This is a genomic window from Bacillus cereus group sp. MG16 (assembly GCF_040459875.1).
Taxonomy (GTDB): domain Bacteria; phylum Bacillota; class Bacilli; order Bacillales; family Bacillaceae_G; genus Bacillus_A; species Bacillus_A paranthracis.
The window spans coordinates 5,330,001-5,345,000 of record NZ_JARVHE010000001.1 but is presented as its reverse complement, the minus strand read 5'-3'; the positions used below and the strand labels follow the sequence as shown (position 1 = coordinate 5,345,000).

Genomic DNA, 15,000 nt, shown 5'->3' with positions numbered 1-15,000 from the left:
CTCCTTATGGAGCGAAGTCTTTGATTCCCCGCTGCCAAGAAAAGCTTCTAGCGAGATAAAAGGTGCCTGTACCGCAAACCGACACAGGTAGGCGAGGAGAGAATCCTAAGGTGTGCGAGAGAACTCTGGTTAAGGAACTCGGCAAAATGACCCCGTAACTTCGGGAGAAGGGGTGCTTTCTTAACGGAAAGCCGCAGTGAATAGGCCCAAGCGACTGTTTAGCAAAAACACAGCTCTCTGCGAAGCCGTAAGGCGAAGTATAGGGGGTGACACCTGCCCGGTGCTGGAAGGTTAAGGAGAGGGGTTAGCGTAAGCGAAGCTCTGAACTGAAGCCCCAGTAAACGGCGGCCGTAACTATAACGGTCCTAAGGTAGCGAAATTCCTTGTCGGGTAAGTTCCGACCCGCACGAAAGGTGTAACGATTTGGGCACTGTCTCAACCAGAGACTCGGTGAAATTATAGTACCTGTGAAGATGCAGGTTACCCGCGACAGGACGGAAAGACCCCGTGGAGCTTTACTGTAGCCTGATATTGAATTTTGGTACAGTTTGTACAGGATAGGCGGGAGCCTTTGAAACCGGAGCGCTAGCTTCGGTGGAGGCGCTGGTGGGATACCGCCCTGACTGTATTGAAATTCTAACCTACGGGTCTTATCGACCCGGGAGACAGTGTCAGGTGGGCAGTTTGACTGGGGCGGTCGCCTCCTAAAGTGTAACGGAGGCGCCCAAAGGTTCCCTCAGAATGGTTGGAAATCATTCGTAGAGTGCAAAGGCATAAGGGAGCTTGACTGCGAGACCTACAAGTCGAGCAGGGACGAAAGTCGGGCTTAGTGATCCGGTGGTTCCGCATGGAAGGGCCATCGCTCAACGGATAAAAGCTACCCCGGGGATAACAGGCTTATCTCCCCCAAGAGTCCACATCGACGGGGAGGTTTGGCACCTCGATGTCGGCTCATCGCATCCTGGGGCTGTAGTCGGTCCCAAGGGTTGGGCTGTTCGCCCATTAAAGCGGTACGCGAGCTGGGTTCAGAACGTCGTGAGACAGTTCGGTCCCTATCCGTCGTGGGCGTAGGAAATTTGAGAGGAGCTGTCCTTAGTACGAGAGGACCGGGATGGACGCACCGCTGGTGTACCAGTTGTTCTGCCAAGGGCATAGCTGGGTAGCTATGTGCGGAAGGGATAAGTGCTGAAAGCATCTAAGCATGAAGCCCCCCTCAAGATGAGATTTCCCATAGCGTAAGCTAGTAAGATCCCTGAAAGATGATCAGGTTGATAGGTTCGAGGTGGAAGCATGGTGACATGTGGAGCTGACGAATACTAATAGATCGAGGACTTAACCATATAATATGTAGCAAATGTTATCTAGTTTTGAAGGAATATGCCTTCAATAGTTTGGTGATGATGGCAGAGAGGTCACACCCGTTCCCATACCGAACACGGAAGTTAAGCTCTCTAGCGCCGATGGTAGTTGGGACCTTGTCCCTGTGAGAGTAGGACGTCGCCAAGCAACTAAAAACACAAGTCTTTTGACTTGTGTTTTTTTATTTCCCATGAAATAGGTTCGGTTCTGCTAGTAAAAAATTCGAAATATAGTAAGGAATTTTTTGAGCAGAAATAGTAAGAAATTGATAAATAAATGGGTAATCTTCAGAGCCATAGCTTCCAAGTAAATCATACCACCAATCTGTTTCGTATCTAGAAATCATACTTAAATTGTAGAGTAATAAATAATGAACAAGAAGTTCAGGCAATACGGGTGTAGGATTTCTAGGGTCAGTTGTGAGTGGTAAGTAATAAGTATCAGCGAGATATTCGTAGTATAAAGGCGTACTATATATAGGATTCCACGATTGGATAGGAGCTGTAAAAAGTAAATTGGATGCGCTCGTTTTCCCGGGGACATGTTGCACGGATAAGTGTTTACAAATTGATTCAATATAACGTGAAAATCTTTCTGAAGTCATATGAAGTCGATCTAGTATATTGACTGAAAAGGAAATTTCATTTGCATTTGTTGAATCAATTTTATATAAAGTGGAACCTCGCTGACTATAGCGAAATAAGTTTTGTAATTCAGGAATATTCCCCATTAAATCCAACATGTTAAACTTCTCTGATTCTAAGTGTTTCATGTGAAACAGCTGTTCTGCAACATGAGTAAATAGTCCATTTTTTTGTACCTTTACCTCATCTTCTAAAAATTGATATCCCTGTTTTTTCCGCTTACGAGTCGTAACGCCATGAGCTAAAACAGTAGTGGATTCAGGATAGTTTGGATCAATAGTTAATAAGCATGCTTTAAAAAGTTGGCTCATTCCATAAAACAATAACATTGGCTGAATCGAAAAGGGAGCTACCTTATATAATTCGTAATAATTTTTCCCGTGTTCTAAATAATAAATAAAAGGATAACAATTTTCAAAACCTTTTTTTTCGGCATTTTGTATTGAGGATTTTTCATAACAACGGGCAAGATAACGTTGTACATTTTGAGATGAAAAGAAGAAACTTAGTTGCTGCCAAGTACAATGTGTTTGATGCATATATTACGCTCCTTTTATTGTCTAAAAATTCTAACATATATATACGTCCTTGACAGTATTTTAACCAATTGATAAGCTACTAATAATAATTTCTGGTATCATGGGGGGAACAATTATGTGGGAATCTAAATTTGTTAAAGAAGGTTTGACTTTTGATGACGTATTACTTGTACCAGCAAAGTCAGATGTACTACCAAGAGAAGTAAGTGTTAAAACAGTTTTATCTGAAAGCTTACAGTTAAACATCCCGTTAATTAGTGCAGGAATGGATACAGTAACAGAAGCGGATATGGCTATTGCAATGGCTCGTCAAGGCGGTTTAGGAATTATTCATAAAAATATGTCTATTGAACAACAAGCCGAGCAGGTTGATAAAGTAAAACGTTCTGAAAGTGGTGTTATTTCAGATCCTTTCTTTTTAACTCCAGAACATCAAGTGTATGATGCAGAGCACCTTATGGGGAAATATCGTATCTCAGGTGTACCGGTTGTAAATAATTTAGACGAGCGAAAATTAGTTGGTATTATTACAAACCGTGATATGCGTTTTATCCAAGACTACTCAATCAAAATTTCCGACGTAATGACAAAAGAACAGCTAATTACAGCTCCAGTTGGTACAACGCTAGGTGAGGCTGAAAAGATCCTACAAAAGTATAAAATTGAAAAACTCCCTCTTGTTGATAACAACGGTGTATTACAAGGGCTTATTACAATAAAAGATATTGAAAAAGTAATTGAATTCCCAAATTCTGCGAAGGATAAGCAAGGGCGCTTATTAGTTGGAGCAGCAGTTGGTGTAACGGCTGATGCTATGACTCGCATTGACGCATTAGTAAAAGCTAGCGTAGATGCAATCGTACTTGATACAGCCCATGGACATTCTCAAGGCGTTATTGATAAAGTAAAAGAAGTTCGTGCAAAGTATCCATCATTAAATATTATCGCTGGAAATGTTGCTACTGCTGAAGCAACAAGAGCATTAATTGAAGCAGGGGCAAACGTAGTTAAAGTTGGTATTGGACCAGGCTCTATCTGTACAACACGTGTTGTAGCTGGGGTTGGTGTACCACAATTAACAGCGGTTTATGATTGTGCAACAGAAGCTCGTAAACACGGTATCCCAGTTATCGCTGACGGTGGTATTAAGTACTCTGGTGATATGGTTAAAGCTTTAGCAGCAGGAGCACATGTTGTTATGCTAGGTAGTATGTTTGCTGGTGTTGCTGAAAGTCCTGGTGAAACTGAAATTTATCAAGGTCGCCAATTTAAAGTATATCGTGGTATGGGTTCTGTCGGAGCGATGGAAAAAGGAAGTAAAGATCGTTATTTCCAAGAAGGAAATAAAAAACTTGTTCCAGAAGGTATTGAAGGACGAGTACCATATAAAGGACCTTTAGCAGATACGGTTCATCAATTAGTTGGTGGATTACGTGCAGGTATGGGATATTGTGGAGCACAAGATTTAGAATTCTTACGTGAGAATGCACAATTTGTTCGTATGTCAGGTGCTGGTTTACTTGAAAGTCATCCTCATCATGTACAAATTACAAAAGAGGCTCCAAACTACTCATTATAATGTCTTATATATAAATAGACGGAGATTTTATATCTCTGTCTATTTTTTTTTGATTATGTTAGAATAACGGTTATGTGAGTACATAGATATTGGGGGTAGCAAAAGTGAAAGGTATGTTTTGCAAAAGATTCATTGCACTAGTAACAATGCTTACACTAGCTTGTAGTATGTTGTTACCATATAGCAATGCATCAGCTGAAACAGGAGCTGCTTTAAATATTGAAGCAGGTGCGGCAATTTTAGTTGAAGCGAATTCTGGAAAAATTGTATATCAAAAGAATGCTGATGAATTATTATCCATTGCTAGTATGACGAAGATGATGAGTGAGTATTTAGTTCACGAAGCAGTGGATAAAGGAAAGCTTAAGTGGGATCAGAAAATTAAGGTTTCTGAATATGCGTATAAAGTTTCACAGGATGCTTCATTATCAAATGTGGCATTAGAAAATGGTGGCTCTTATACAGTAAAAGAGTTATACGAGGCAATGGCAATCTTCTCTGCAAATGGTGCAACGATTGCATTAGCAGAAGCAATTGCAGGTAAAGAAGTAGATTTCGTAAAAATGATGAATGATAAATCGAAAGAACTAGGGTTGAAAAATTATAAATTTGTCAATTCTACAGGTTTAACGAATAAAGATTTAAAGGGAATGCATCCAGAAGGAACAACAGCGGATGAAGAAAATAAAATGTCTGCAAAGGATGTTGCAACTTTAGCACAACATTTAATTAAAGATTATCCAAAAGTGTTAGATACAGCAAAAATCCCGAAAAAAGAATTCCGTCCAGAAAAAGAGAAGTTTGCAATGTCGAACTGGAACTGGATGTTAAAGGGCTTAGTTAAAGAATATGATGGCGTAGATGGCCTAAAAACAGGCTCAACTCCAGAAGCGGGAGATTGCTTCACTGGTACGGTTGAAAGAAACGGTATGCGTTTTATTTCTGTAGTGATTAAAACAAGTTCTCATACAGCACGTTTTGATGAAACAAAGAAGCTATATGATTATGGGTTTGCTAACTTTGAAATGAAACAAATGTATAAAAAAGGTTCTTCAGTAAAAGGACAAGAAACAGTACGAGTAGAAAATGCGAAAGACAAAGATGTAGCAGTTCAAACGAAACAAGCCATTTCACTTCCAGTACCAAAAGGAAGTAAAGATGTTTATAAAACAGAATTAAAAGAATCAAGTAAGGGACAAGAGGCACCTATTAAAAAGGGAGCTGCGCTTGGTCAAATGGTAATTACGCCAAAAGATACAAACGATCCTGGATTTTTAACTGGTAAGTCGTTGCAAGTGGATCTTGTAACAACAGCTGAAGTAGAAGAAGCAAACTGGTTTACTCGTGCTATGCGCGGAATTGGTTCTTTCTTTAGTGGTATATGGAATAGTGCTGTTGATACAGTAAAAGGTTGGTTTTAAAAGCTCCTCATTGTAGGGGCTTTTTCTTATTCCTATTTTTCATACCGACTTTATGAAAAAGTAGTAGACAAGCATCTGATAGTTAGTGGTAGAATGTAAGAGTATTCTTAATTTTCGCCTTTAACGGGGAAAAGCAATTCACCTAGGGGGGTTTTTGTAACATGACAAATGTAACAGGGACAGAACGTGTAAAACGTGGAATGGCAGAAATGCAAAAAGGCGGCGTTATTATGGACGTAATTAACGCTGAACAAGCAAAAATTGCAGAAGAGGCAGGCGCAGTTGCCGTTATGGCATTAGAGCGTGTACCAGCAGATATTCGTGCAGCAGGTGGCGTTTCTCGTATGGCAGACCCAACAATTGTTGAAGAAGTTATGGGTGCGGTGTCAATTCCGGTTATGGCAAAATGCCGTATCGGTCACCTTGTAGAAGCACGTGTATTAGAATCATTAGGGGTAGACTATATCGATGAGAGTGAAGTATTAACTCCTGCCGATGAAGTATACCATTTAAATAAACGTGATTACACAGTTCCATTTGTATGTGGTTGCCGTGATATCGGAGAAGCTGCACGTCGTATTGCAGAAGGTGCATCTATGCTTCGTACAAAAGGCGAACCAGGAACAGGAAACATTGTAGAGGCAGTGCGTCATATGCGTCAAGTCAATGCAGAAATCCGTCAAGTTGCAAGTCTACGTGAAGATGAGTTAATGACATATGCAAAAAATACTGGTGCTCCTTATGAAGTACTACTTGAAATTAAACGCCTTGGTCGTTTGCCGGTTGTAAACTTTGCAGCAGGTGGTGTAGCAACACCAGCAGATGCAGCGTTAATGATGCAACTTGGTGCGGATGGTGTATTTGTTGGATCTGGTATCTTTAAATCAGAGAATCCAGCGAAATTTGCACGTGCGATCGTTGAAGCGACAACTCATTATGAGGATTACGAGTTAATTGCAAGCCTTTCTAAAGGATTAGGTAATGCGATGAAAGGTATTGAAATTTCAACGTTACTACCAGAGCAACGCATGCAAGAGCGTGGATGGTAATTGAAGGAGAACTTTAAAATGGTGAAAATCGGTGTACTAGGTCTTCAAGGTGCAGTTCGTGAACATGTAAAATCAGTTGAAGCAAGTGGTGCAGAAGCTGTTGTTGTAAAGCGTATAGAACAACTTGAAGAGATTGATGGTCTTATTTTACCAGGCGGTGAAAGTACAACTATGCGCCGTCTTATTGATAAGTATGCTTTCATGGAACCACTTCGTACATTTGCGAAGTCTGGTAAACCAATGTTTGGTACATGTGCAGGAATGATTCTTCTCGCAAAAACACTTATTGGCTATGACGAAGCACATATTGGTGCTATGGATATTACAGTTGAGCGCAATGCGTTTGGACGTCAAAAAGATAGCTTTGAAGCTGCACTTTCTATTAAAGGTGTGGGAGAAGATTTTGTTGGCGTATTTATTCGTGCGCCGTATGTTGTAAATGTAGCGGATAATGTTGAGGTACTTTCTACACATGGTGATCGAATGGTAGCGGTAAGGCAAGGGCCGTTTTTAGCTGCTTCTTTCCATCCGGAATTAACGGATGACCATCGTGTAACAGCATACTTTGTAGAAATGGTAAAAGAAGCGAAAATGAAAAAAGTTGTATAAGTAACTTGCAACTTGTATAAGATTATAGTAAATTGATGGTAACAATTTTATAAAATAAGCGTGTTGATAGGAAGTAGTAACAAATGTCGTTTCTTATAGAGAGTCGATGGTTGGTGGAAATCGATAGAAACAGTTTGTGAATCCATCCTGGAATGGAATGTGGAATATCTTTATGATTAGTAAACATTCCCGGTGAAGAGCCGTTATTTCTACTTGAGAGGAAAGCGGTAATGCTTTCAACTAGGGTGGCAACGCGGGTTAACTCCCGTCCCTTTATATAGGGACGGGAGTTTTTTGTGTTTTATAAAATAAAAGGAGGAGTATATAATGCTTGATATTAAATTTTTACGTACAAATTTTGAAGAAGTAAAAGCTAAGTTACAGCATAGAGGCGAAGATTTAACTGATTTTGGTCGCTTTGAAGAATTAGATACGAGAAGAAGAGAACTACTTGTTCAAACAGAGGAACTAAAAAGTAAACGTAACGAAGTATCTCAACAAATCTCTGTATTGAAGCGCGAAAAGAAAGATGCAGAAGCTCTAATTTTAGAAATGCGTGAAGTTGGAGAAAAAGTAAAAGATCTTGATAACGAACTTCGTACAGTTGAAGAAGATCTAGAAAGATTGATGCTATCTATTCCAAATATTCCGCACGAATCTGCTCCAGTTGGTGAAACAGAGGATGATAATGTAGTAGCTCGCACTTGGGGAGAAGTGAAGGAATTTGCTTTTGAACCAAAACCACATTGGGATCTTGCTACAGATTTAGGAATTCTAGATTTTGAACGTGCTGGAAAAGTAACAGGAAGCCGCTTCGTATTCTACAAAGGTGCTGGCGCAAGATTAGAGCGTGCTTTAATTAGCTTTATGCTTGATCTTCATACTGATGAGCATGGATATGAAGAAGTATTACCTCCGTATATGGTAAACCGTGCAAGCATGACAGGGACAGGACAACTTCCGAAGTTTGAAGAAGATGCATTCCGTATTGAAAGTGAAGACTACTTCTTAATTCCAACAGCTGAAGTACCTGTAACAAATATGCACCGTGATGAGATCTTAAATAAAGAACAATTGCCTATAAGATATGCTGCGTTTAGCTCTTGTTTCCGTTCTGAAGCAGGTTCAGCTGGCCGTGATACACGTGGTTTAATTCGTCAGCACCAGTTCAATAAAGTAGAGCTTGTGAAGTTCGTAAAACCAGAAGATTCTTATGAAGAGTTAGAAAAACTAACAAATGATGCAGAACGCGTGTTACAATTATTAGAGTTGCCATATCGCGTTATGAGCATGTGCACAGGCGATTTAGGATTTACAGCAGCGAAGAAATACGATATCGAAGTATGGATTCCAAGCTATGGCACATATCGTGAAATCTCTTCTTGTAGTAATTTCGAGGCTTTCCAAGCGAGACGTGCAAATATCCGTTTCCGTCGTGAGCCAAACGGCAAACCAGAACATGTTCATACATTAAATGGATCTGGTCTTGCAATTGGACGTACGGTGGCAGCTATTTTAGAGAACTACCAACAAGAAGATGGTACAATTATAATTCCAGAAGTTCTTCGCCCTTATATGGGAGGAAAAACAGTTATTAAGTAAATTTATAAACATTCATCGGTATGAGTGATTGGTAATTATGAGCGTTGTCAGTACTATGATGTAGGAGAGGAAAAGTAAAATTTTCCTTTCCTCATAATTTATTTTAGTAGGGTTGACTAACTGTTTTTCTTTTGATATTATATTTGATGTCAATATGGAGGTATACCCAAGTCTGGCTGAAGGGATCGGTCTTGAAAACCGACAGGCGGCGAGAGTCGCGCGGGGGTTCGAATCCCTCTACCTCCTCCAGATATAATTGACAACAGCGCATATAAGTGGAGATTGGAGAACTCGTTACCACACGTAACGAGTTTTTATTTTAAAACCAATCATAAAGTATGGTGTAAGGCGATTTTTTCCTTATTACACACTCATATTCCGATGATTATCTTCATAGATATGAAAGGAGTCAACATGGATCTTATTATACAAACGTTTCCTTTAGATGGAAAAACTTTATATTATGTACAATGTCCTGTCTGTAAGAACAATAGAATTTTAAACAGTGGTGCAAATGTATCACGCATTATTAGCGATGATACATTCCGTAAACTTTGTGGTTGCACTTGTGATGTAAAGCAAACTGCAACAAAAGTAGAGGCACCAAAAAAAGTTAAAAAAGAAGCTGTAAAGAAAGAAGCAGCTCCAAAACGTACAGGTAAAGTATTAACAGCAGTAATTAACGGGAAAGAAATGACTGTTAAAGAGATTGCTGAGGCGTACGATATTAGTACAAGTACTGTTCGTCAGCGTATTAACGCTGGAAAATCTGAGAGTGAAATTATTGCTCCAACAAAGAAAAAGTAATTTAATAGAAAAACCCGTGCATATGCACGGGTTTTTTATTTTACAAGTTTACGTGTTTGTTTTAAAAAATGACCGATTTTTTTAATGATTGGTTCAATGGAATCGCCATCTTTTAAAATATCGTATTCATTAATGTTTAATCGTAAAACAGGGCACGAATTAAAGTTGTTAATCCAGTTTTCATAACGTCCATGCATCTCTTTCCAATACTCGATTGGTGTTTGCTGTTCCATCGGACGTCCACGTTCTTGGATACGATCAACAATATCATCGAAGGAACCTTCTAAGTAAATTAATAAATCTGGATGTGGGAAGTAAGGAGTCATGACCATAGCGTCAAATAAACCTTTATATGTTTCATAATCAGTTTCCGTCATTGTACCTTTTTCGTGATGCATTTTTGCAAAAATGCCAGTGTCTTCATAGATAGAGCGATCTTGAACAAAACCGCCACCGTATTCAAAAATTCTTTTTTGTTCTTTAAATCGTTCTGCTAAAAAATACACTTGTAAGTGAAAGCTCCAGCGTGTGAAATCAGCATAGAACTTGTCCAAATACGGGTTAGAATCTACCTTTTCAAATGATGTGCGATACCCTAAAGCGTTAGCCAATGCAGTTGTCATAGTGGATTTACCGACACCTACTGTTCCAGCGATAGTGATTACTGCGTCATTTGGTATATCATATTTTTGCCTTAAATTCATTATTATTTCGACTCCTTTAAGAGAGTATTTTGAAGGGCAGATAGGATGACGTTTAAATCATCAGGATTTTTTACAAAATCCATATCGTCTCCGTTAAATTTCAATACTGGGATATCTGGATGGTCCTTTTTAAAAGCATCCATTGCTGTTTCATAATCTTTTGTGAGCTGTAGTAAGTAATTTGGATCCATATTTTTTTCGAATTCTCTTCCGCGCATTGCAATTCGCTTTTGTAATGTTTCTAGGCTAGCTGTTAAATAAACGATAACGTTTGGAACTGGCATATCTTGTGTAAGGATACGATAGATTTGCATGTACTTGTCGTATTGAGAATCTTTTAATGTACGGGATGCAAAAATTACATTTTTGAATATATGATAATCCGCTACTACTGGCTTCCTTTGATTCAAATACTTTATGTTAATATCTTCTAATTGTTTGTATCTATTACAAAGAAAGAACATCTCTGTTTGAAAACTCCATTCGTCGATGTCTTCATAGAACTTTCCTAAAAAGGGGTTTTCATCAACAATCTCTTTCAGTAAGTGGAGTTGCATGTGAGTTGAAATTTCCTTCGCAAGTGAAGTTTTTCCAACACCAATTGGTCCTTCAACCGTGATAAATGGTACTCCGGTCACGCTGTTTCCTCCTTTCAATCAGTGATTTACCGTGACTACTAAAAACACAAAACAGAATTATTGTAGCACAAGAGGGAAGCGAGCGGGTTAATTTGATATAAAAAGTTGGAAAATAGATATATGTATTAATTAAATTTTATTTGAAACGACGGTACTATATTTGCTTTTAATGTGGCTTCCATTATTTTCAAAGCATGCAGGTTATCCTGATCATCATTAGATGCAATACAGTCCTGTGGTACATACAATGTATAATTCCTCATATGAGCATCGTTAGCTGTAAAGAGGATACATATATTCCCGGCGACACCTGTTAATATTAGATTTTCTATTTTTAAATAGCCTAATAAAGAATTTAAAGGTGTTTCATAAAAAGCAGAGTAATGTGGTTTAATAAAAATGTAATCATCAGCATTTGGAGCGATCTTATGAATGATATTTTTACTATACTCATTTGTACAATGAGTAATCAATTGGTCAATATCAGACCTCCAAAGTTGATAATGGTCATTAATATAAATGATGGGGCAACCGAAGGATTTCATTGTTTTCTTTAATTGTAAAATAGGATTGGTTATAATTTCGCATTTTTTGGCTAGGATAGGCCCGTGTGAAAATTGAAAGTCATTAATCATATCGATAATGAGTAAGGCAGTATTCTTCATATGTAATCCCCTCTCTTTTTTTCTTAGGGTGGATTGGATTTATAAAAGTTATCCCATGTGTAGTAAATGGAAATAAGTGTACTTTATTTGTAATGAAAGGACTATGTTATGGAACGTGATCAAGATATTTATTTTATGCAGTTAGCAATAGAAGAGGCTAAAAAAGCAGAGGCAATACAAGAAGTACCGATTGGGGCAGTTATAGTGTTGGATGGTGAAGTAATTAGTGTTGCTCATAATTTAAGGGAGACTGAGCAAAGATCGATAGCTCACGCTGAGTTGTTAGCTATTGATGAGGCGTGCAAAAAATTAGGGACATGGCGTTTAGAAGATGCGACGTTATATGTAACATTAGAGCCTTGTCCGATGTGTGCGGGTGGAGTTGTTTTATCACGAGTAAAGCGAGTTGTATATGGTGCGAGTGATCCGAAAGGTGGGTGTGCAGGGACATTGATGAATCTGTTAACGGATGAACGCTTTAATCATCAATGTGAAGTAGTAGCTGGTGTATTAGAAGAAGAGTGCGGTACGCTGTTAACGAACTTTTTTAGAGCGCTTCGTAAAAAAAGAAAAGCGATTAAGAAATTAGAGAAAAGTAAAGAGAATTAACGTATTTGCATTTTATAAAAAAACAAGTTATACTGATAGTGCCTTTAATGAAGGCAACCGAATATTGGTTTTAACTTTGCCGTGCTAAGCGGGGAGGTAGCGGTGCCCTATACTCGCAATCCGCTCTAGCGAGGCCGAATCCCTTCTCGAGGTTATGTTGCTGTAAGGCCTGCCTTAAGTAAGTGGTGTTGACGTTTGGGTCCTGCGCAACGGGACCCCGTGAACCTTGTCAGGTCCGGAAGGAAGCAGCAATAAGCGGGTCTTCTCGTGTGCCGCAGGAGTGCCTGAACCGAGCTAACTGCTTAAGTAACGCTTATGGTACGTAATCGACAGAAGGTGCACGGCAGTTATATATGTATACAAAACTCACCTTAATACTAAGGTGGGTTTTTTGTATAGAAAATAACTTTTGGAATCTATAAACAGAATGGGTTATAATAAATGAGATAATAACCTTTGAGGGAGGCCGTATTTTCGTGTCATACCAAGCGTTATACCGAACATGGAGACCGCAAAAGTTTGAAGATGTAGTCGGTCAAAAGCACGTGACAAAAACGTTGCAAAATGCCCTTCTTCAAGAGAAAGTTTCACATGCTTATTTATTTTCTGGGCCGAGGGGAACAGGAAAAACGACAATTGCAAAAGTATTTGCAAAAGCAATTAACTGTGAACATGCTCCGGTAGCTGAACCTTGTAATGAATGTCCTTCTTGTTTGGGGATTACACAAGGATCTATTTCAGATGTATTAGAAATTGATGCGGCTTCAAATAACGGTGTAGATGAAATTCGAGATATTAGAGATAAAGTAAAATATGCTCCAAGTGCTGTAGAATATAAAGTATACATTATTGATGAAGTTCACATGCTTTCCATGGGTGCCTTCAATGCGCTTTTAAAAACGTTAGAAGAACCGCCAGGACATGTTATCTTTATTTTGGCGACAACAGAACCGCATAAGATACCGCCTACAATTATTTCGCGTTGCCAACGTTTCGAATTTCGAAAGATATCAGTAAATGATATTGTTGAGAGATTATCGACAGTTGTGAACAATGAAGGTACGCAAGTAGAAGATGAGGCATTACAAATTGTTGCACGTGCCGCTGAAGGTGGTATGCGTGATGCGCTCAGTCTTATTGATCAGGCAATATCTTATAGTGATGAGACCGTTACGACAGAAGATGTATTAGCTGTAACGGGGTCTGTTTCTCAGCAATACTTAGGCAACTTAGTAGAATGTATACGTGAAAATGATGTATCAAGAGCATTACGTATCATAGACGAGATGATGGGTAAAGGGAAAGATCCAGTTCGCTTTATGGAGGATTTCATTTACTATTATCGTGATATGCTTTTATATCAAACTTCACCACAATTGGAACATATGTTGGAACGAGTAATGGTTGATGAGCAATTCCGGACGTTAAGTGAAGAAATGCAGCCGGAAGTAATCTATGAGATCATTCATACTCTTAGTAAAGCACAACAGGAAATGAAGTGGACAAATCATCCGCGAATTTTCTTAGAAGTTGTTATGGTACAACTGTGTCAACAGTTTATGATGCAAGCAAATGGTGCAGATCGTTTACAAGCAATTATGAACAGGATGCAGCAATTAGAGAAAGAGTTAGAACAAGTCAAAAAGAATGGTGTGCCGGCCGGTGTGCAGCAGGAAGTCAGAGAGACGCGTGCAGCACCAAAGCCAGTACGGACAGGAAGTATGAAGATACCTGTCGGACGCGTAAATGAAGTATTAAAGCAAGCGAAGCGTCAAGATTTAGAACAATTAAAAGCTGTATGGGGAGAGTTGTTAGGAAGACTCAAAGCATACAACAAAGTAGCGTTTGCTGTTTTATTAGAAAATAGCGAACCGGTAGCGGCTTCAGATGATACTTACGTTTTAGCGTTCCAATACGAGATTCACTGTAAAATGGCAAGCGAAAATCGAGAGGCTATGGATACAGTGGAACAAACTTTATTTGAATTGCTAAGTAAAAGATTAAATATGATTGCCATTCCAAAAAGTGAATGGGGTAAAATCCGTGAAGATTTTTTACAGCGTGAAGGTGGAAGTTCTGAAGAAAGCCCAGAGAAAAAAGAAGATCCTCTCATAGAAGAGGCTGTAAAATTAGTAGGGCAAGAACTCATTGAAATAAAAGAGTAATAATAATTAGGAGGAATTAATTATGATGCGTGGCGGAATGGGAAATATGAATAACATGATGAAACAAATGCAAAAGATGCAAAAGGAAATGGCAAAGGCGCAAGAAGAACTTGGCGAAAAAACAGTTGAAGGTACAGCTGGCGGCGGTATGATCACAGTTATTGCAAATGGTCATAAGCAAATTCTTGAAGTAAAAGTGAAAGAAGAAGTTGTAGATCCAGAAGATATCGAAATGTTACAAGACTTAGTGTTAGCTGCAACAAACGATGCACTTAAGAAAGCTGATGAACTTTCAAACTCTACAATGGGTAAATTTACTAAAGGCTTAAACTTACCGGGTGGAATGTTCTAGGAGGATATTGATATATGCATTATCCAGAACCAATATCAAAACTAATTGATAGTTTTATGAAATTGCCAGGAATCGGACCGAAAACAGCGGTTCGATTGGCGTTTTTCGTATTAGATATGAAAGAAGATGATGTGTTAGGTTTTGCAAAAGCACTTGTAAATGCGAAGCGAGACTTAGCATATTGTTCTGTGTGCGGGCATATTACTGACCGTGATCCTTGTTATATTTGTAACGATTCACATCGAGATCAATCAGTTG

General features: G+C 38.9%; 14 protein-coding genes, 1 tRNA gene, 2 rRNA genes, 1 other RNA gene and 1 other annotated feature (2 of these 19 running past the window's edge). Of the genes, 14 read left to right on the top strand and 4 right to left on the bottom strand.

The genetic code is table 11. From position 1 onward, the window contains the following. A 23S ribosomal RNA gene (locus QCI73_RS27755) occupies positions 1–1,340 on the top strand (it extends 1,582 nt beyond the left edge of the window). A gap of 50 nt (positions 1,341–1,390) precedes the next feature. Further along, positions 1,391–1,506, top strand: a 5S ribosomal RNA gene (rrf, locus tag QCI73_RS27750). Between the two features lie 34 nt (positions 1,507–1,540). On the opposite strand, the gene QCI73_RS27745 is transcribed toward rrf, so the two are convergent. Then, positions 1,541–2,542: a YaaC family protein gene (locus QCI73_RS27745; RefSeq protein ID WP_327924269.1), complete on the bottom strand. Its 1,002-nt coding sequence runs from the start codon at positions 2,540–2,542 to the stop codon at positions 1,541–1,543. 115 nt (positions 2,543–2,657) lie between these two features. Between QCI73_RS27745 and guaB the strand changes: the two genes are divergently transcribed. The 7 genes from guaB to QCI73_RS27710 all read left to right on the top strand — a co-directional run bounded on the left by guaB (position 2,658) and on the right by QCI73_RS27710 (position 9,609). After that, positions 2,658–4,121: an IMP dehydrogenase gene (gene guaB / locus QCI73_RS27740; protein ID WP_262726332.1), complete on the top strand. Its 1,464-nt coding sequence runs from the start codon at positions 2,658–2,660 to the stop codon at positions 4,119–4,121. 113 nt (positions 4,122–4,234) lie between these two features. Next, entirely contained in the window at positions 4,235–5,542 is a 1,308-nt protein-coding gene (dacA, locus tag QCI73_RS27735) for a D-alanyl-D-alanine carboxypeptidase DacA (RefSeq protein WP_012644137.1), read from the top strand. A gap of 161 nt (positions 5,543–5,703) precedes the next feature. Continuing rightward, positions 5,704–6,591 carry a pyridoxal 5'-phosphate synthase lyase subunit PdxS gene (gene pdxS / locus QCI73_RS27730; RefSeq protein ID WP_000186156.1) on the top strand — a complete coding sequence of 296 codons (888 nt, stop codon included), beginning with the start codon at positions 5,704–5,706 and terminating at the stop codon, positions 6,589–6,591. A gap of 18 nt (positions 6,592–6,609) precedes the next feature. Next, a complete protein-coding gene (pdxT, locus tag QCI73_RS27725; RefSeq protein WP_000238781.1) occupies positions 6,610–7,200 on the top strand; it encodes a pyridoxal 5'-phosphate synthase glutaminase subunit PdxT in 591 nt (196 codons plus the stop codon). A 54-nt stretch (positions 7,201–7,254) separates the two neighbouring features. Next, positions 7,255–7,476 (top strand) — a binding site (T-box leader). Positions 7,477–7,527: 51 nt separating this feature from the next. Then, a complete protein-coding gene (gene serS / locus QCI73_RS27720; RefSeq protein WP_000884181.1) occupies positions 7,528–8,802 on the top strand; it encodes a serine--tRNA ligase in 1,275 nt (424 codons plus the stop codon). Between the two features lie 156 nt (positions 8,803–8,958). After that, positions 8,959–9,051: transfer RNA gene (locus tag QCI73_RS27715), tRNA-Ser, on the top strand. Positions 9,052–9,216: 165 nt separating this feature from the next. Continuing rightward, the gene (locus QCI73_RS27710) at positions 9,217–9,609 is read left to right on the top strand and encodes a sigma factor-like helix-turn-helix DNA-binding protein (RefSeq protein ID WP_000364201.1); all 393 of its coding nucleotides are present in this window, start codon (positions 9,217–9,219) and stop codon (positions 9,607–9,609) included. A 35-nt stretch (positions 9,610–9,644) separates the two neighbouring features. Here the strand turns inward: QCI73_RS27710 and QCI73_RS27705 are convergent, their stop codons facing one another. From QCI73_RS27705 to QCI73_RS27695, 3 genes are all read right to left on the bottom strand, one after another. Beyond that, a complete protein-coding gene (locus QCI73_RS27705) occupies positions 9,645–10,313 on the bottom strand; it encodes a deoxynucleoside kinase (protein WP_001053585.1) in 669 nt (222 codons plus the stop codon). Between the two features lie 2 nt (positions 10,314–10,315). Then, entirely contained in the window at positions 10,316–10,951 is a 636-nt protein-coding gene (locus QCI73_RS27700; protein WP_000148224.1) for a deoxynucleoside kinase, read from the bottom strand. Positions 10,952–11,076: 125 nt separating this feature from the next. Beyond that, a complete protein-coding gene (locus QCI73_RS27695) occupies positions 11,077–11,616 on the bottom strand; it encodes a cysteine hydrolase family protein (protein ID WP_000798715.1) in 540 nt (179 codons plus the stop codon). Between the two features lie 108 nt (positions 11,617–11,724). Between QCI73_RS27695 and tadA the strand changes: the two genes are divergently transcribed. The 5 genes from tadA to recR all read left to right on the top strand — a co-directional run. Further along, on the top strand, positions 11,725–12,225 hold the full coding sequence (tadA, locus tag QCI73_RS27690) for a tRNA adenosine(34) deaminase TadA (RefSeq protein ID WP_353824078.1): 501 nt from the start codon (positions 11,725–11,727) through the stop codon (positions 12,223–12,225). A gap of 79 nt (positions 12,226–12,304) precedes the next feature. Further along, an RNA gene (ffs, locus tag QCI73_RS27685) (signal recognition particle sRNA large type) lies at positions 12,305–12,569 on the top strand. 132 nt (positions 12,570–12,701) lie between these two features. Beyond that, positions 12,702–14,390 (top strand): DNA polymerase III subunit gamma/tau, encoded by a 1,689-nt coding sequence (gene dnaX / locus QCI73_RS27680; protein ID WP_000121557.1) that lies wholly within the window; start codon positions 12,702–12,704, stop codon positions 14,388–14,390. Between the two features lie 25 nt (positions 14,391–14,415). Beyond that, positions 14,416–14,742: a YbaB/EbfC family nucleoid-associated protein gene (locus tag QCI73_RS27675; RefSeq protein ID WP_001996460.1), complete on the top strand. Its 327-nt coding sequence runs from the start codon at positions 14,416–14,418 to the stop codon at positions 14,740–14,742. Between the two features lie 14 nt (positions 14,743–14,756). Continuing rightward, positions 14,757–15,000: the 5' portion of a recombination protein RecR gene (recR, locus tag QCI73_RS27670; protein ID WP_000559169.1), read on the top strand. 353 nt of this gene lie beyond the right edge of the window; the window shows 244 of its 597 coding nt (coding positions 1–244); it begins with the start codon at positions 14,757–14,759; the stop codon falls past the right edge of the window.